Genomic DNA, 17017 nt, shown 5'->3' with positions numbered 1-17017 from the left:
GGCTCAGGCCGCTGCGGCCGCTCTCGAACGCGACTGCGCATGGCGTTCGATGACATGTTCGACACACAGACCGATGAATGCGGCATCGAGCCGCTCGAGTTCCGTGGCGGCGCTGCGCAGCATGACCTCGCTGGCGGCCGGCGATTGCAGGAAGATGACGTCCCGATGGACTTCGGCCTGCGCGGCACGCTCGATGATCTGATCCAGTTCGGAGAGACGTGCGAATTCCGCCTGTCTCGCGAGATGTGCGAGCGACGAAAGCAGCGTCCCGAACGATGGCGCGACGGGCTGCGACGGCACCGATGCGCGCGGCTCCGCGGCGGCGTCGCGGGCCAGCATCGCCGTGAAGCGGAACACGCTGCCGCGCAGGCGCACGAACGCATCGACCACATCCCTGATCAGTTCCGCGCGCTGACCATCCTCGGCCGGCCTCAACGGCGTGATCTTTCCCGCGAACTCGTGCTGGCGATACCGGTAATCGCCTGGCACCGGCTCATCTGGCTCATTCATGTCCCGCCTCTTCGAAATGGCTCGATGCCCCCTGCCGCCTCCAGGGACGGCGAACTGCATCATCGCTGGTCGATGAGTCGTAATATACAGCAGAATATAACGACGGGTGTAAGAGCGGTCACGCTTTACGTGGTGGATGAAGATGTCGTGTCGGTGAAGAAATGATGACGCCGGTTAGTCGCAACAGGTGCGACTAACCGGCGTTGTACATCGCATACGAGGCCGAAGGCAGGGAGCCTTGGGACGACCTGCAGGTGAGGTTCCGAGGCGGGACGCTTTCAACTGCAGAAATCGTTGCAGCAAAGACCTCTCACGTTCACGCAGACAAGCTTAGAAACGCGTGCGCAGTCCCACGGTGCCGACCACCTGATTGCCCGTCGACGACGCGCCACCCGCCGTATTGATGAACGCGACATAGTTCTGGCCGATAGCGCGCTGATACATGCCTTCGGCGTAAACATCCGTGCGCTTCGAAAACGCGTAGACGGCCTGCAGGTTGACCTGATTGAACTTCGGATCCGTGCCGAACGCAGGCTTGCCCGCAAGAGTCGCGCCCGACAGACGGCCGTCGGTGTACGTGTCAGCGATGCCGAGCGTAATCGCCGGTGTCAGCGTGTACTTGGCATTCAGTTCATAGTTGGAGAAACGTTGCGAGCCGTTGTTGAGATTGAACGAGTTGGTGCCCTGGAAATGGCTGTTCGTATAGACAAAACCCACCACTGCCGGACCGAAGGTGTAGTTCAGGCCTGCGCCGAACGTACGCTGAACGTTCGACCCGAGCAGGAAACCACCCGTGCCGTTCGCGGTCGATTCGCCCAGGTCAACTGCGCCGCCGGTATTCGTCGTGCTGTTCGAACCGTTGATCTGCAGGTAGCCGGCGGCCACGTTGAACGGGCCATAGTTGAAACTTGCGCCAGCGCTGTAAGCACGGTTGATCGAGAAGTCAGTGCTGTTCGAGAACGCGTAGAGGCCGCCGAACTTCAGGCCTGAGTAGTTGTTGCTCGTGTACTTGATCGCGTTGCTCATCCGCACCGAGTGGTTCAGATTGTCGTTGTCGAACGGGTGCGCAAAGCCGGTGTCGCCGAACGTCCCAGCCGTGGCCGACAGCGGCGCGACGAAGTCGACCAGCGAATCATACTGGCGGCCCAGCGTCACAGTGCCGAACTCGCTGCTGCTCAGGCCCACGAATGCCTGACGACCGAACAGGCGGCTATTCTGCCCAAGCTTGCCGTTCTGCACGTTGAAGCCGTTTTCCAGCACGAAGATGGCCTTGAGACCACCACCGAGGTCCTCGGCGCCTCTCAAACCGAAGCGGCTTCCGTTGATGTTGCCGCTCGTTGCCTGAAAGAGCGAGCCCGAGGTGCCGCCCTTGGCGACGTTGTTGGTGTACATCAGACCGGCGTCGATCAGACCGTACAACGTCACGGAGCTCTGTGCGTAAGCAGACGATGCAGCAAGCGCCGACGATACCGCTATGACGAGAGGAATTTTTTTCACGAGGAAACTCTATGGTGTTGGAAGCCGCGGGAGGAAGTCGACCCCAAGTATAGAAATCCGCGCGCGTCAAAGTAATGACAGCAGACGAGGAACACTCTTGCGGTATCCGGAACAGACTTTAATAATTCTGTAGCAATAGTCGTGTTCGAGAGAGCTGAGGCGGGCACGCGAGGCGCCGCGCCTTGACGAGTGCCCGCCTCGCCAGGCACCGCTTCAAACGTCGGTCGAGAGCGAAGGTCTCCGCGCGCAATGCCTTGAACAAACCCGACATTATCGCGTTAGAAAATACTGGTAGGATCGCGACCCATGGTGCCCCTTAGCGAACCACAGCGCCCGATAGCGGGACAGTGCAGCGCGCTCCACTGTTCCGCTTCGCGCCCATCCAGGTCATCACGCTGCAGTCATGATCCACCGATCCGCATGCACATGCCCCAGCCTGCCCAAGCTCAGCTTGCGATGAAAAATCCAACCGCGTCGGCGTTGTTGAGCGACGCACGGACCTCGGCGCTCGCCGCCCTTCAGCGTGCACCAGGGCGGCCCGTTTGAGCGGATCCCGCGTCCGTAGTGCCGCCTTGATGCTGGCCCTGCTCGGGGGCGGACTGGCGATGGCCGCGCCTTTCCTGCTGGGGGCGCATGAGTTGGCGGCCGGTTTGCGGGCCGTACCTGCGCATGTGTTTCTGCTGCTGGCCGCGAGCGCCGCCGTGAGTGCGCTGGCCAAGGCCGGCAAGCTGCAGTTGCTGCAAAACGCGCTTGGCCTGCGGCTTCGTTTCATGCGCACGGTCGCCATCACCTTCGTGACTGACTTCGCCTTTCTCGTCTCACCGCTCGGAGCCGCGGGGTACGGCGTCAATATCGGCTTGCTCCAGCGCTCAGGGGCCTCGTGGGCGAAGGCCACCACAGTCGTCAGCGCCGACCAGGTGCTCGACCTGACGTTCTTCGCGGTAGCAGTGCCGATCGCCCTGTTGTCCCTGGTTGGCCCGCTAGCGACGGGTCTGCCGGGGATCAACCTCTCCATCATCGCGGGAGTGGTGGCCAGCGCGGCAATTCTTGTGGGTACGCTATGGGTTTCCCGCCGGCCTCTTGAGCACGCGCTAGACGCCGTTTGCCGCCGCATTCTGTGGTTCAGGGCACGGACGGCCCAACTGGCCCGTTTCCGCCAGAATGTGCGCGCGCAATGGGCGAGCCTCATGACCGGACCTCGCGACCGGTTTTTCGCATTGGTGCTGCTCACCACACTGCAATGGCTGCTTCGCTACGGCGCGCTGTGGTTTGCACTGCTTGAGCTCGGCTACCCGTTGCCGCCCGGATTCGTTCTCGCGGTGCAGGCGGTGGTGCTGCATGCCGCGCTCTGGACCGGCATCCCCGCCGGCGGTGGAGGCGGCGATCTTGCACTAGCCGCGGTGTTCGCCAGTTGGGTGCCGCGGGCGACGATGGCGACGGCGCTGGTCCTGTGGCGCTTCGCCACGCTCTATTGCCCGCTGATGCTGGGCGCCGCGGGCTTCGCCGCCCTCGAGTGGCGCCGGCGTTCGCGAATGCCGGCGGCGGAATAGGGCCTGTTCACGCTAATAACGGGCTTGCGCTGGCCCCTCGACGCAGCTCAGGCCAGGTTGCCGCGCGGCTTCCTGATCCGTACGAGAAACGGCACGCGGCTGGCATGATCGACCCGCAACGAAAACAGATGAAACGTCTGCGAAAGGAGTGCGAGCGGGTAAGTGACCTTCAACAGGTCGGCGATCATGCGCCATTCCGCGCGCATACCCTTCCAGTAGCCGAGCTTTTCGGTCTTCCGGGCCTGCGTGACGTGAGGCCAGTGCGTGACCGCGATCGGCAGTCGCCGCGCGATGATGCGGCGATTCATGAACACCTCGATTCCAAAGCGCGGCAAGCCGCGAATTTCATTGAGCGTGTCCCCGAGCAAGGCCTTGCTGACCACTCGCTCGCCAGAAACGAAGTCGAGACCGATTGCGCGAAACACCAGCAGACTGTTTTCCCGCAGGCTCATGCTGACAGCCGCGGCGCCACTCAGAACGGGAGCGGCGAGCGCCGTGATGTGTCCGGGAGCGAGTCCCTTGAGATCCGCATCGAGCAACATCAGCCACTCGTTGCGCGCGGCGTCGATGCCTTTCGCCATCGCTGCACTCTTGCCCTGGTTAGAGGGGGATGTAATCAACCTTACCGAAGGAAAACGCCTGACGACCTCGGCGGTGCCATCGGTTGAGCCGTCGTCGACCACGATCACTTCGTCCAGCAGCGGATGGGCGGATGCAACCGCCAGCACCGCGCCGATCCGGGGCGCTTCGTTGAATGCGCAAATAATGCATGAAACACGGGGACGGCTGGACACTATGGGATTGTCGGTCATGCGGGATGGCAGATGAACGATGCGAGAAAACAGCCCCATGAACCCGGGGCCACGGCCGATCATGAAAACAGTTTGCGATCCGGCATGGGCCGCCTGCCAGCAATCCAACGCGTTGCCGAATCGAAGAACTCTCAGTGATCCGCCGGCAGGAGCGTACTGACTGTTTCGCAAATTGCGTAGTGCGAAGGCCATGCTACCAGACAATCATTCCGCGATTGTGGCGACTGCGTGATCAGCACAACGAGAACGAATCCTGACGGTGCTTGAGAGTGGCTAACCGCGGGTACGAGGGAGATCAATCGAATCGGCGGCAGCGAAGATACCGCGCATCCCGGGCCACCCACACTGCCCGGCGCGTGGCCAGTCTCGGCCACGCCAACCTGCTGACATCGCAGAACGGACGCGGCAGATTCCCGACCGCCCGCCCGTTCGGTTTCAAAACAACATCGCGATATCAGAACCGGTGATCCAGGTCCGTGCCCGGTGTGAACGACACCCCGCGCAGCACTTCGGCAAACCCCGCACTGCGCAGCACGACAAATTTCTCGCGCGCAGCACCGGCAGCCGTGGTGTTCTTCAGCACGTCGCGAATCGCTACCAGTCTGTTCGGATCAGCGCCGACATCGCCGTTACCGCTGACCGTCGACGTAATCGCCCAGATCGTCACCGAGCCGTCGTCCTCGACGCGTCCGGTCAGGTTGCGCAGGCCGTCTGTCGAGGGTGCCCAGGGCAGACCGGTCGCCGTGTTGGAGCCGGTCGGATAGCCGGGCACCGTATACTGCGTGCCGAGATTCAGACCCGCCTGCAACGTGTAGGCCAGTGTCCATTTTTTCGCAGCCGCGTTGTACACCCACTTCTCCAGGCCGGCGCCCGTCTGTGCGGCCGCGTGCGAATAGAGGTCCGTGCCGCCGGTATAACCGTCGCCTTCGTCGGCCACGTAGAGCGTATTGGCATCGGCGAACCAGACTCCGAACGGGTAGGAGAGCGACGTCGCGGACTTGTTGGGGGTTGACGGGAAACCTGCCAGCACGCACATGTTGCTCGGCAGGCCGCTGGTTTGCAGCGTGGCCGGGTTGTAGGCGAGCGGCGCGGTGGGCAGCGTCGCCGTAGCCGACGGCACACCTACACCCGACGGACAGGCCTTACCCGTCGTATCGAGGAAGTACACCGTGTTCACGCCGTTGCTGCCGCTGCCCTTCGTGAAGTACAGCACGTTGTTGAATACCGTCATGCCGCGGAAGTTGTCGTCCTTGCCGATCTTGTCGGCTTTGGCGCCGAGTTCGGTGACCGAGAAACTGCCGAGCGGCGTCGGTGTGCCAGGATCCTGCTGCGCTTCGTGCTGCTTCGATGCATCGATGAACTGGGCGCCCGCGCCGAGAATCACGCGATCCGGTTGCGGGTTGGCGCCGTTGCCGGCATTGCCCGCCGTGTAGAAGATGTCGTGACCGTTGCTGTCGTTCAGGATCGCCGAGCGACCGTTGTTGCCGCTATAGGCGTTGGTTTCGGTGAAACGGAAATGTCCATCGCGGTCGACGCGAGCGACAGCACGATAGATATTCTCTCCAACGGGGTTAGTCGGATCGATCGCACCCGGAGTGTTCGAGTTCGATACGTCGAGCGTATTGACCGGCGCGACGTAGCCCATGAAGGTCAAATACTTGCCGTCGGTGGACAGATGCAGGCCGAGTTCCGATTTCGAACTGAAGCTGGTCACCATCTGGTCGCGCGCGAAACCCTTCTGCAGGCTGTTAGGCACTTCGAGTGTGCTCACGAACCCGCCTCCCGGCGTGATCTGATCGAGGAAAATCCGCGACGTAATGCCGAAACTGCCGTCATAGCCGTCGTTGTTCCATACGTACGGATACATGCCGTCGCTGGGCGCACCGGTTGATGCAGAGCAGCCTCCCATCGTGTTCGCGCAGTTCGGCGGCAGGATCGAGCCGACCTGAACGTTGCTCGACAGATTGTCGTAGGTACTGCGGCTGATCACCAGGAAACCTGGCTGAAAGCGGCTTTCGCCACCGACAGAAGACTGTTGCGCATGCGCGGCGATACTGGCGGCAACGAGTGTGAGCGCAACGAGTGGTCGACGGCCAGCAACGAGAGGATGGCGAGTCTTCGGGGGAAGGGCGGTGGTTTGCATTGATAGTCTCCGTACGGCATTAGGGGGATTGTTCGTATACGGACTGACAGGTGTAACCGCGCTACCCTAGCAGCGCTTGATGAAGGATTGATTGCGTGACCGTTACGCGTTGCTGGCGGCGCCAGCATTCCGTGGTCGTGCTGGCGCCGGATGCATTGATCATGAAATTATCTAGAAAGCTTATTGTCAGATTAAACCTGTGCTTGCGCTCGTTCGGATGAGCGTCCGGTACGCGTTCAGTTATTCCGTCACGCTCCCGATGAGCTCTGCTCCAACACTTCATACAAATGAAATCAACAGGATAACTTACTATATGTAATCAACCTTCTCTTGCGCTATCCAACCCGAGGGCTGGGGACGGGTTCAATTCCCGCGCACTTCGCTCGTCTGATCTGCATGGCGGACTGCGGGCCGTGCTCCTTCTCAAAGCTCGTTTCCTCACGCACGTTTCTCGTGCATCCAGCTGGCTGGCTATCAAGAATGAGAACCGCCGCCATCACGTCCCGGTGAGTGTGCCTGTCTGTTCGGCGTCATTCGTCGTACGCGTCGTTCCTGCGAATCTGCGCAGTGCAAAACCGCACTGACTATCTTGAAAGGAGACTCAAATGAAAGTGGCTTACATACTTGCAGGCGGACTGCTTTGCGCATCGTCATGGCAGGCCAGCGCTGCGGACGTCAGTCCGGATTCAGCGACTGCACCCACCCAGGCAACCATGGACGCCGAGGGGCCCTCAACCTCTGGTGGCGCCATGTCAGGCGGCCCCGCCATGTCCGGTCCCAAAACCCGGAACGACACCTATCAGGATTTGCTGAGATCGCAACGCAATGGCGAACAGCAGCGCATGCAGGAGTTTTACAAGGGAGGCAGCTGACCGCATAGATTGACGCCATCGCGTCGTGCAAGCTCTTGCCGTTGAAGTCGAGAACCGCCGCTGGCCGCCAGACGACCGAAGACATGTCCGCAATACCTGACACACGTCGCTGGGGCCACACGGCTTGCGTTACCTGCGTTGCCTCATTTTGCGTTGCCGGAAAGAGATCCGCCAACGGAAGGGGCGCCAGTCGCGCTCCCATCCGGGTCGATCGCGCATCAGGTATCGAAATCGAGCGTCTTGATCCTGTCGCCGGCAGGCGGAGGAATGCGGCCAGCGCCGGCCCGCTCGTCCGGAAGTCCTGTGTTGTCCGCGTGCGGTACGGCATGTGGAGACGGCCCCTGCCCAGCGTTCGTTTCGTGCTTCTCCGACCTCGCCCGCTCGTCCTTCGCCGCCCTTGACTCGACCCAGTTACGCGCCCACTCGTGGTCCGTTACGCTGTGGGCGGTCAGGACGGCCGGTTCTCCGGCGATACACCGGGCGTGCATCTGCCGCAGCTTTTCCTTTGCCAGCATTCGCGCGATCTGAGGGCCAGCGACACTGGTTCCATCCATGGCGACTACGCTACGGCTTCGCGTACCTGCACCAAGGACGCCAAAACATGCGGCCGAGTCGTCGCTGACAGCGGCTGCGTCCGGTCCCTTCCGCAGCGGCTTGCCCAGGTGCCCGGGCTCTACGCCAGGTCCGGTGGCAGAGTAGCGCGCCGCCTCGCCGTCGCTGCCGCGAAAGCCGGCAACGACAACCGTGTATTGACCTGTCGCCACGGAGTTGATCGTCCCCTTGCGTTTGACCCAGCTATTTTCGTTGCCATCGTCCGTGTCCTTCTCATGCCCCCAGCGATCGAAGCGCCTGTACCGGCAATCTTCGAAGCGTGTCTGGCGGCCGCGCAGCGGATACCCGTACGCGGTCTCATCGCGCTGTATCCACGCATGCACAGGAAGATCGAACTTCCCGCTGTTTGTGACGCGGATCATCCACATGCCAACGTCCGCTGTATCGCGTTCGGGATCGTGCGTCGTGGTGGGCGCGAGTGCGACGAGAATCATCTGCCGGTTCCCCGATGCGACGCGACGCAGATAGACCACCGTGCACAGGACGTCGCCCGCCGGCTTCCACGTATGCACTTCGTTTAGCCTGATAGACGGGCTTTTGTCGCCACGGGGCGTGGTGATCTCGATTTCGACCTGGCCTGCATCGGCGTTGGGCGGCAGCCAGACTTCCAGAAAACTCGGCGTGGCGTCATCGGGCAGCGTGCGCCAGTTGAGCGTATGGGACTTGTCACGTTCGAGAAGAAATTCCGCATGACACCGGGCCAGATTGCTGTTGCCGACGGGAATCACGATGGAAAGATCAGGATGCCGTTCAATCAGTTCATCGATCGCGTCTTCGATCATCGAGCTGCCGTCGTGCGGTCCTGCAATGTAGCCGTAGCTCAGGTTGACGATCACCGGACACGGGCCCCTGGCAAGCTGGTTCGCGCGATGCAGGATATAGCGGAGCGCGTCGAGCGCATATACCCCGAACCAGAGACCCGAGGTGTCGCGGATCGTGCGTCCCGGCGGGTGAAACTGGACACAGATGATGTGCGGCTCGCCCACCTCTTTCGCGCCGGCGGCGCCGTGCGCGTGGTGCGTGGGCTGAGGCGCTTGCGCGCCTGCCGCCTGCGGTGCTTCGGCCGGCTTCGCACCGCATGCCAGGTCCATGATCTGAGTACCGTGCGCCCATCGGTGCCGCACGCTCATGTATTCGGCCTCTCTGTACAGGGCGTCCTCATCCACCAGTCCGCCGTACAGGCATTGCTTCATCAGGTCATCGATGTCGCGCTTCAGAAACTCCCGCCCGTAGACCGCATCCGTCGGTATGCCGGGCGGCCCCTGGTCCCAGAAACATTCGATCCGCGTCGACGGTTCGTCAGTATCGACTTCGCGAAAGCGTTGATGGGCAAATGCCAGGCCGTCGTCGATAACGCCCATGAAAACCGGGTGGCATCTTTCATCCACTCCTGCAAGGGAGGCGAGCGGACGATCGGGATCGAACGGGTGACTGACCTCCGGTACGGGCACGACGGCATCGTCGGGGACCACGGGCAGTCCAAGCTGGACACGCGCCACGATACCCTTGAGCAAACCGTCGAGTTCTGCAAAGAACCGCTTCTTGACCACTGCGGTGAGAAAGCGGGTCTGCACAAGTTCCGCAGGCGGGTTCAGATACAGCGGCGACACCTGAAGCCATCCTCCCCAGTCCTGGCTCTCGACCATACGCGCAAACTGCTGCGCATTCTCCGCTCCCTGGGGTGGGTGCTGGTCCACCAGTTCGATCATCACGCGAACCCGATGTGCCGGCGCCGGCGGGTGGCCTAGATCGACGAACTGCGTCGCGTCCGCCCAGACGAGATACGGATCGATACGCGCGGCATCATCCGCGCGCCCGGTCCAGTCCTGACGAGTCCAGCTATCCGCGATGCCCGACATCCAGTGCGTGCCCATGAGTCCACCTCTTTTGCAGAAAGACGGGAGGTCAGTTCAGGTACCGGGAAGCCGCGTCGTGGCAAGCGCCCGGTTGTCCCACTCTGCGGCTGCCTGATTCCATATCCACGCGAGAAGTTCAGATCCTTCGACCTCCGATTCGGTATCGCACCATTCGATCCACCCGAACTCGTCGCGACGTACCGTCTCAGGGTCTTTGTCGGGGACCCTTCTGCACCAGGCAAGGAGTTCGGCCGTATTCAACGGCTGGTGCGGCTCGAAGTCGAGATGCCCATTGAACTTTGGACCGTTGAACGTTCTGGGTGTGAATCCGCCTCTCTTCCCAGGCACGTATTTGCAGCGGTGAACGAAATACTCGGCAAGCGTGGTGCCGAGCAACCGCCCCGCGATGTGGTCCACCGGGAAGTGCACACCGGCGATCGTCCGGTTGATGGTGACGCGGTACGCCTGGCGCATGAGCTGTTGCCCGAACACCGACGTTTCCGGCTGGCCGCGCAGCGCGCACAGGACGTTCGAGACGATATAGGCCTGCGTGCCGTGACCGCTCGGAAGCGAGCCATGCCCCGGTGTCTGGATCATCGGCTGCACCTGCGGCGAGTATTCGATGGGGCGCGGTACCGCCAGCGCGTGTTTGAACCTCATTTCCACGAAGATCGCAAAGCGCACCACTGTATCCAGCAACTCCAGGGTCTTGGGCGTACGCGCCGGATGAAGGTTCGCGATCGAACTCCAGAACGCGAGCTGCGGCCCCATCTGGTAAAGAATCTCCGACGCGCGGTCCTCCCGCAGATCGGCGTATTCGTCCATCTTTCCCAGTTGCTCGATGAAGGCCCTTTCCGGCGGCCGGATCATGCTCGCGATCCGGGTCATGCTGGCTCGCCCGCCACCCTTGCCGCATTCGTCCTGACCGCTCCCACCCGTCCCCTGTCCGCCCGGCGCACCGCCCTTGTGCCACAGACTCACCCTGCCATCGCTCGACCTGGAGAAGTGAAGGTTGGACAACAGCTCGAAATCGAATACCGTTGCCCGCACCCACGGTTCCCATCTCCAAAGCTGCGCCGGGTCTTCGACGAGCCGCAGCGCCGGTCCCTCGTTGAGGTCGACCTCGAGCTGCTTGCCCTTCCAGCTGCCGACTATCCCGTCGCGGTGACCGATCAGGGCATCCGCCAACAGCCAGGATTCGTAGGTCACCCCTCCGCCGGAGGCGGGTGCGCCGCCCACGTCGTTCCCTCCGCCCGCACCACCGGCGCCGCCAGCGCCACCCGCGCCGCCTGCCCCGCCTGCACCACCGAGTCCGCTCACGATCGCTCCTCCGTCTTCGATATCAAACCAGCCCGTGAACTGCGGCTACGCGGGCAATCCTGCCCTCCTCAACGCCTCGGACCAGATCGGACCGGTCTTGTACCCGGCACATGGCGAACGCTCCAGATAGCTCGTGACGGTCAGCGTCGAATCGTAGGCGAGTACCTCGTTGACCGTCGCGTGAGCCGCTTCAATCTGCCCCAGCAGCGATTGGGCAATGGCAAGCGCGCGCAGCGTCGATGTGTTGGTGCGGTTGGCGCGCAACGAGCGTTGCGCGAGTTCGATCGCCCGCTCGTAGCGACCCGCGGACAGAGCGGCCGTGGCGCCGAGCGATTCATAAAACGAGCGCCGCGGATCGAGGGGAGACAGCCTGAGCGCGCGCTCGGTGGCGTCGACCGCGGCCGACCCTTCGCCCTTGAATGCATGCAGGGTGCCGTCGAGAAGCCAGGCGAGCGAATCGTTGGGATTGACGCTCAGCGCCTCTTCATAGCGCTCCTGCCCGATATCCAGCCGCTTGAGCAGACTGGTATGGACGAAGCCGTCGATGGCCAGTGCCAGCGAACAGCGCGGATCGACGTCGAGCGCCCGCTTCGTGCAATCGAGCGCGGCTTTGGCCTCGCTCAGCCTGTCGTTAGTCCAGCCGCGGTTGAAACGCAGTACATGCCATTTCGCCAGCCATGCGTGCGGCGTCGCCTGACGGCGCGCGCGCTCAGCGAGGACATCGAGCATGTCCCGCGCACGGTGAAAATCGTAGGCCACGCCGCGATGCATCAGCACGATCGCACTCATCAACAGCGTGCAGCTTTCGAGTGTCGGCAATGCCTGCGACTGGGCACGCTGCACCTCGTGGGCAATGATCGCCGTGCTGATTTCGGCGACGACACAATGAGTCAGGTCATCGTCGCCATTCATGATTTCGGCTATGCGGCCCGTGAGGCTGTCGCTCCACACGACACGGCGCGACTTCGTTTCCGCCAGTTCGGCGACGAGTATCAGATGATCGCCCGAGATCCGGTAAGCACCCGACAGGACGTAGTTGACGCCGAGAAAATTGCTGACGTCGTCAAGCGTCGCGTCGCGTCCGCGAAAGGCGGTGGTGGATAAACGCGAGATGACTTCCAGTTCCGATGTGCGGCACAACGACGAAATGATCTCATCGGCCAGCACCTCGCCAAGCACAAAGTGCTCGGGCTGGACGCTGCGCGCGGTGAAGGGAATGACGGCGATCGTCGGACGAAGCTCAGGCAGAAATGAGCTATGCGGCTCGATCACAGGCCGCGGCCCCGGAGCGCCAATGCGATACGCCCGCACCGGACGCTTCAGGTGCTTGAGGTGGCAATCGCCGAGGTCCTCGATGTCGGCGTCGAGTTCCGCGGTCAGCTGGTCGCGAACCTCCGCCGAGACCACGATTTCACCGGGCCCGGCCAGGGTGTAGAGGCGTGCGGCCAGATTGACGCCGCGCCCGTACACGTCGCGCTGGTCCTCGAACAGTTCGGTGACATGCAGGCTCATGCGCAGCAGCAGGTGCTGGGCCGGCACAAGGTTGGCGTTGAGGCTCGCGCACGCACGCTGGATCGCGAAGGCGGCCAGCACGGCGTGGTGCACGCTGACGAACGTGACCATCAACCCGTCGCCCTCTGTCCTGATCAGGCGGCCGCTATGCGCCGTTACGATCCTGCTTTCGATATGGGCTCGCAGATCGCGCCATCGCGTGGCCGCACCCGCTTCATCGTCCTCGATCAGGCGACACGATTCCACCAGGTCGGCGAACAGCACTGTCCGGACCACGCGCACGAATTCATCGGATGAATGCGAAACGGTTGGGGTCACTTTGTTGGAACCTGCTTTTTGGAAGCCCTTGGCATGGTGAGGTCCGTCGGCCCTGACGGACGTCCTCATGCCTCGGCTCACGCGTTGCCGGATGGCGCGACAGCACCTGGCGTGCTGCGCCGACGCCTGGCGCACGCTACTGAAAACCTGTCTGGATAAGGCGCACGTATCAATGGATGATGCGTGACTCTGGGTCGTCTTCACCGGATTCGGGTTTGTATGAGTTATAGGCGATAAACGGTTTTTCACTGCGCATTTTTAACGCGCTGCGGAGCGTTGCAGGCGAGCATGTCATCGCATGCATGACACGCGGGCAGAGGTATCAGAGTGGTTCGTGCGAGGCTTCGCAAGCGGTGCACGCGAAGCTAGGACGAGGAGCGCCGTTTGTCCGCCTCTAGCCGGCGCGTAATCAGATGAATGAGGTATACCGCGAACTCCGGGTCCTGGTAGTAGAGCCGCATCGCGTCGGTGGCCGTGACCGTCAGCAACTCCGTGTCGGTTTCGCAGCGGGCCGTGCAGGTGCGTCTGTGATCGGGCGAGAACAGTCCGATTTCGCCGAGCATCGTACCGGGACCCACGTCGACATCGATCTCCTTCAGCCGGATCGTTCCCCGCACGACGTAGTACAGCGCGTCGGCAGGATCGCCTTTGCGAAAGAGCGTCTCGCCGCGGCGGTACTGGGTGCGCGTCATGTATCCGAGCAGGCGCCCGACTGAAAGCTGTCCCTCCAGCGCCTGGCGGATCTGCTCGTCGGCAACGGTTTTCAGGCGCGTCGCAGCGACGCTGGCCTGACTGCGGCTACTCACCTTGAGTGCCTTGTACGCCGTGTAAAGATGCACCTTGACGGTCCCTTCGGCGATGTCCAGGTGACGCGCGATCGTCTTGTTCGATTCGCCGCGCGCGGCCCTCGCCAGCACTTCGATCTGTCGTGGAGTCAAGGCGCGCGGGCTGTCCTGCGACTCCTTGTCCGGCTTTGCATGCGGAATTTCGCGCGGTCCGTGCTGGTTCACCGCGAAGTCCACCAACGCCCTCGGCAGATAGATGCCTCCCGATAGCACCAGACGCAATGCGTCGAGCAGTACGGAGGAGGATTCAGATTTGTCGAAACAGCCTGTGACGCCTGAGGCGATCAGGTTTTCGACAGTGTTCGGATCGGTTGTCGTGAGCAGCACCACGATAGGCGGAGCGGGTACGCGTTTGTGTATCGCGTCGATCGCCTGCAGCGCCTCTTTCTGATAGTCGCCGTCGAGCACGACGAGATCGGCCGGCGCGCTGGTGTCGAGCACTGCCCCCGCATAGTCGACGCACGTGACTTCTGCCGCCGGATCCATATCGCGCAGAATGCGTGCAACTCCGTCAGGAAGTAATCCGGCGGGGCCGGCGAGAAGAATGTGCATGCGTTTCTTCGCTTTAGGAGGAGCCTTCTTCCTGCGGCGTCGGTCATGCGCAAACGGTCGACGAATGCGCGCCCGGTTTCGAACTGCCTCATTACATTATGGTCTGCTTCGACCCAGAATATTTTCGACCGGGTCAAATTCTCGGACAACGACATGTTGCTTATTTGAATATCGGGAAAACCGGCATTTACGCAAGGGCAGAAAGTAAGCCAGATGGCGCTAAACCGTTGCGGTACCGCGCGGAGTAAACAGTGGGAGGCATTGTTTCAATCTGAGAGCCAATGACACAAAGTGGCTGGTGCCAATCGAACGCGTCGCTGAAGACTGAGAAGGAAGACTCGCGATGAAGAAACATCGCGCATGTGGCGCAGGAGAGCGGCGGGCAAAACCGCTTGCCCGCTCGACGCTTAACCGGCAAATTTTCCGGAAGGCAGCGTCGACACGATGCATAGCGAAACGGTGAGCCCTTCCAGCTGGTAGTGCGGCCTCAAAGAAAACCATGACGTGTAGTAACCGGGCGCGCCTTCGACTTCCTCAATCCTGACTCTCGCAGCGGCAAGCGGCTTTTGCGCCCTGGTGAATTCGGACGAATGGGCCGGATCCCCATCGACATAATTCATGATCCAGTTGTTAAGCCACCTCTCCATGTCGGCGCGCCCCTCGAATGTCCCGAGCCGGTCGCGCGCAATACACCGGAGATAGTGCGCAAACCGGCTGCAGGCGAAGCAATACGGCAGGCGTGCGGCCAGAGCGGCATTCGCCGTCGCATTGGGATCGTCGTATTCAGCGGGCTTTTGCACGGACTGTGCGCCTATGAAAGCGGCGAAGTCCGCGTGCTTGCGGTGAATAAGCGGCATCAAGCCGTTCTTCGCCAGTTCCGCTTCACACCGGTCCGAAATCGCGATCTCGGTCGGACATTGCATCTCGACGCTGCCATCGTCGCCCGGAAAACTGTGCACCGGCAGGCCTTCGAGCGCCCCGCCCGATTCCACGCCGCAAATCCTCGCACACCAGCCATACAGATTGAACGACCGGTTGATATTGACGGCCATCGCATACGCCGCGTTGGCCCACACATATTTCCCATGCTCCGCCGAACCGGTGTCCTCCTCGAAGTCGAACTGGTCGACCGGCGCGGTGTGCGCGCCATAGGGCGTGCGCGCCAGAAAGCGGGGCATGGCGAGGCCGACATAACGCGCGTCCGCGGACCCGCGCAGCGACCTCCAGCCAGCATATTCGGGCGCGTTGAAGATCCCGGCCAGCTCACGCCGGTTCGCCAGCTCCTGCCACGAATCCATCTGCATCAGGTTCGGGCTCACGCCCGCGATAAACGGCGCCTGCGCAGCGGCCGCGAGCCTCGCCATCCCGCCAAGCAGTTCGAGATCGGGCGGTCCGTGATCGAAGTAGAAATCGCCGATCAGCGCGCCGAACGGCTCACCGCCGACGTGCGCGAAAGGTTCCTGGCAGACCGACCGGAAGAGCGGACTCTGCTCCCACGCGTCGTCCCTGAAACGCTCGAGGGTTTCGCCAAGCTCGCGCTTCGCGATGTTCAGCGTGCGAATCTTCAGCATCTCGCTGGTGTCGGTGTTGTTGACGAGGTAGTGCAAACCGCGCCACGAGCCCTCTAGCTGCTGAAATTCCGGATGATGCAGGATCAGGTTCAACTGCCCTGCGAGCTTCCCGTCGATCCCCGCGACCAGTGCCTGGATCGTCCGAACGGCATCGTCCGGGACAAGCTGGTCTTGCAACAGCGCCTGCTGCGCCAATGTCCGCACCGCACTCCGCAGCGCCGTCTTCGCCCCCTCCGTCTTCGACCTGAACTCCTTTTCCAGCAGGGCGGCAAGGTCGTCGCCTGCGGGCATCGCCCCCTGTGCATCTGGTCGAGTCGGCGGCGGGCCGGAGGATCGAGGTGTCTTGCACATGGTGGCACTCTCCCGGTACATGCTTTCGATGAGTGGTATCGACCGGCGCTTGTAGCCCCTCGGAGCGGCGGAGTTGCGACAGCTGCGCAAACCCCTCTGCGTCATCATGTGCTTCCGACTGGCGGACCGTTTGATGCAAGCGTCTTGAGCCACGCCGGATCTTTCAGCATCTTCGCAATCAGTTCTTCCGCGCCCGCCTTGCCGTCCATTCTGGTGAGCAGCTCGACAAGCTGGGTACGCGCCTCGAGCAGCTGGCGAAGCGCGTCGATCCTGCGGACGAGTGCGCCGGGCGCAAAGTCGTCCATGCTCTCGAAGGTCATGTCGACGCCGAGGTCGCCTGCCTGCGTCAGCGTATCCGGCACCTCGAACGCGACGCGCGGCTTGATCGCCTTCATCCGGCTATCAAAGTTATTGGCGTCGATCTCCTCGAATCTGCGTTCCGCGACTGGCGGCAACGAGTCTGCAGGCTTGCCCGACAGGTCGGCCAGCACGCCCATCACGAACGGCAACTGGATTTGCTGTTCGCCGCCGTCCAGCTCGACTTCGTATTCGATCTGCACGCGCGGAGCGCGGTGGCGAACGTTGAATTTCTGCCTGCCGGTCGACATGACGCCTCCCTCCCTGGACGCAAATCCCGTCTCCTTAAACGATCAGGGAGCCGGCATTTTGAAGCCACTGGCGTGTGCGCTGACGGCG

The 17017-nt window shown here is 62.2% G+C and carries 12 protein-coding genes; 2 read left to right on the top strand and 10 right to left on the bottom strand.

Going from position 1 to position 17017, the window contains the following annotated elements; translation table 11 throughout:
• Window positions 1-3: 3 nt before the first annotated feature.
• Together P3T23_RS37440 and P3T23_RS37435 are read right to left on the bottom strand one after the other, a co-directional pair.
• Window positions 4-510 carry a hypothetical protein gene (locus P3T23_RS37440; RefSeq protein ID WP_429321095.1) on the bottom strand — a complete coding sequence of 169 codons (507 nt, stop codon included), beginning with the start codon at window positions 508-510 and terminating at the stop codon, window positions 4-6.
• 330 nt (window positions 511-840) lie between these two features.
• Window positions 841-2007 (bottom strand): porin, encoded by a 1167-nt coding sequence (locus P3T23_RS37435; RefSeq protein ID WP_429321094.1) that lies wholly within the window; start codon window positions 2005-2007, stop codon window positions 841-843.
• A 575-nt stretch (window positions 2008-2582) separates the two neighbouring features.
• Here P3T23_RS37435 and P3T23_RS37430 point away from each other — a divergent pair.
• Window positions 2583-3557, top strand: a complete 975-nt coding sequence (locus P3T23_RS37430; RefSeq protein ID WP_429321093.1) for a lysylphosphatidylglycerol synthase transmembrane domain-containing protein — start codon at window positions 2583-2585, stop codon at window positions 3555-3557.
• 47 nt (window positions 3558-3604) lie between these two features.
• On the opposite strand, the gene P3T23_RS37425 is transcribed toward P3T23_RS37430, so the two are convergent.
• Together P3T23_RS37425 and P3T23_RS37420 are read right to left on the bottom strand one after the other, a co-directional pair.
• The gene (locus P3T23_RS37425) at window positions 3605-4369 is read right to left on the bottom strand and encodes a glycosyltransferase family 2 protein (protein WP_429321092.1); all 765 of its coding nucleotides are present in this window, start codon (window positions 4367-4369) and stop codon (window positions 3605-3607) included.
• Window positions 4370-4823: 454 nt separating this feature from the next.
• Window positions 4824-6512: a hypothetical protein gene (locus P3T23_RS37420; protein WP_429321091.1), complete on the bottom strand. Its 1689-nt coding sequence runs from the start codon at window positions 6510-6512 to the stop codon at window positions 4824-4826.
• Between the two features lie 605 nt (window positions 6513-7117).
• Here P3T23_RS37420 and P3T23_RS37415 point away from each other — a divergent pair.
• A complete protein-coding gene (locus tag P3T23_RS37415; protein WP_429321090.1) occupies window positions 7118-7384 on the top strand; it encodes a hypothetical protein in 267 nt (88 codons plus the stop codon).
• 218 nt (window positions 7385-7602) lie between these two features.
• On the opposite strand, the gene P3T23_RS37410 is transcribed toward P3T23_RS37415, so the two are convergent.
• The 6 genes from P3T23_RS37410 to tssB all read right to left on the bottom strand — a co-directional run bounded on the left by P3T23_RS37410 (window position 7603) and on the right by tssB (window position 16929).
• Complete coding sequence (locus P3T23_RS37410) at window positions 7603-9870, bottom strand: S8 family serine peptidase (RefSeq protein WP_429321089.1); 2268 nt, start codon at window positions 9868-9870, stop codon at window positions 7603-7605.
• A gap of 36 nt (window positions 9871-9906) precedes the next feature.
• Window positions 9907-11172: a phosphatase PAP2 family protein gene (locus P3T23_RS37405; RefSeq protein WP_429321088.1), complete on the bottom strand. Its 1266-nt coding sequence runs from the start codon at window positions 11170-11172 to the stop codon at window positions 9907-9909.
• A gap of 45 nt (window positions 11173-11217) precedes the next feature.
• Window positions 11218-13002 carry an adenylate/guanylate cyclase domain-containing protein gene (locus P3T23_RS37400; protein WP_429321087.1) on the bottom strand — a complete coding sequence of 595 codons (1785 nt, stop codon included), beginning with the start codon at window positions 13000-13002 and terminating at the stop codon, window positions 11218-11220.
• Between the two features lie 365 nt (window positions 13003-13367).
• Window positions 13368-14399 (bottom strand): cyclic nucleotide-binding domain-containing protein, encoded by a 1032-nt coding sequence (locus P3T23_RS37395; protein WP_429321086.1) that lies wholly within the window; start codon window positions 14397-14399, stop codon window positions 13368-13370.
• Window positions 14400-14806: 407 nt separating this feature from the next.
• Window positions 14807-16261, bottom strand: coding sequence for a type VI secretion system contractile sheath large subunit (gene tssC / locus P3T23_RS37390; RefSeq protein WP_429321139.1), 1455 nt, complete (start codon window positions 16259-16261; stop codon window positions 14807-14809).
• Between the two features lie 164 nt (window positions 16262-16425).
• Window positions 16426-16929 carry a type VI secretion system contractile sheath small subunit gene (tssB, locus tag P3T23_RS37385; RefSeq protein ID WP_429321085.1) on the bottom strand — a complete coding sequence of 168 codons (504 nt, stop codon included), beginning with the start codon at window positions 16927-16929 and terminating at the stop codon, window positions 16426-16428.
• Window positions 16930-17017: the final 88 nt, after the last annotated feature.

It is taken from the genome of Paraburkholderia sp. GAS448 (assembly GCF_050435685.1).
GTDB lineage: Bacteria > Pseudomonadota > Gammaproteobacteria > Burkholderiales > Burkholderiaceae > Paraburkholderia.
The sequence above is the reverse complement of the archived record's forward strand: the minus strand, read 5'-3'. Positions and strand labels throughout refer to the sequence as shown.

What these genes read in the sequence shown, in the direction of transcription:
- P3T23_RS37440 (WP_429321095.1), bottom strand. Translation starts at nt 510, where the DNA reads ATGAATGAGCCAGATGAGCCGGTGCCAGGCGATTACCGGTATCGCCAG.
- P3T23_RS37430 (WP_429321093.1), top strand. Translation starts at nt 2,583, where the DNA reads ATGCTGGCCCTGCTCGGGGGCGGACTGGCGATGGCCGCGCCTTTCCTG.
- P3T23_RS37425 (WP_429321092.1), bottom strand. Translation starts at nt 4,369, where the DNA reads ATGACCGACAATCCCATAGTGTCCAGCCGTCCCCGTGTTTCATGCATT.
- P3T23_RS37420 (WP_429321091.1), bottom strand. Translation starts at nt 6,512, where the DNA reads ATGCAAACCACCGCCCTTCCCCCGAAGACTCGCCATCCTCTCGTTGCT.
- P3T23_RS37415 (WP_429321090.1), top strand. Translation starts at nt 7,118, where the DNA reads ATGAAAGTGGCTTACATACTTGCAGGCGGACTGCTTTGCGCATCGTCA.
- P3T23_RS37410 (WP_429321089.1), bottom strand. Translation starts at nt 9,870, where the DNA reads ATGGGCACGCACTGGATGTCGGGCATCGCGGATAGCTGGACTCGTCAG.
- P3T23_RS37395 (WP_429321086.1), bottom strand. Translation starts at nt 14,399, where the DNA reads ATGCACATTCTTCTCGCCGGCCCCGCCGGATTACTTCCTGACGGAGTT.
- tssC (WP_429321139.1), bottom strand. Translation starts at nt 16,261, where the DNA reads ATGCCCGCAGGCGACGACCTTGCCGCCCTGCTGGAAAAGGAGTTCAGG.
- tssB (WP_429321085.1), bottom strand. Translation starts at nt 16,929, where the DNA reads ATGTCGACCGGCAGGCAGAAATTCAACGTTCGCCACCGCGCTCCGCGC.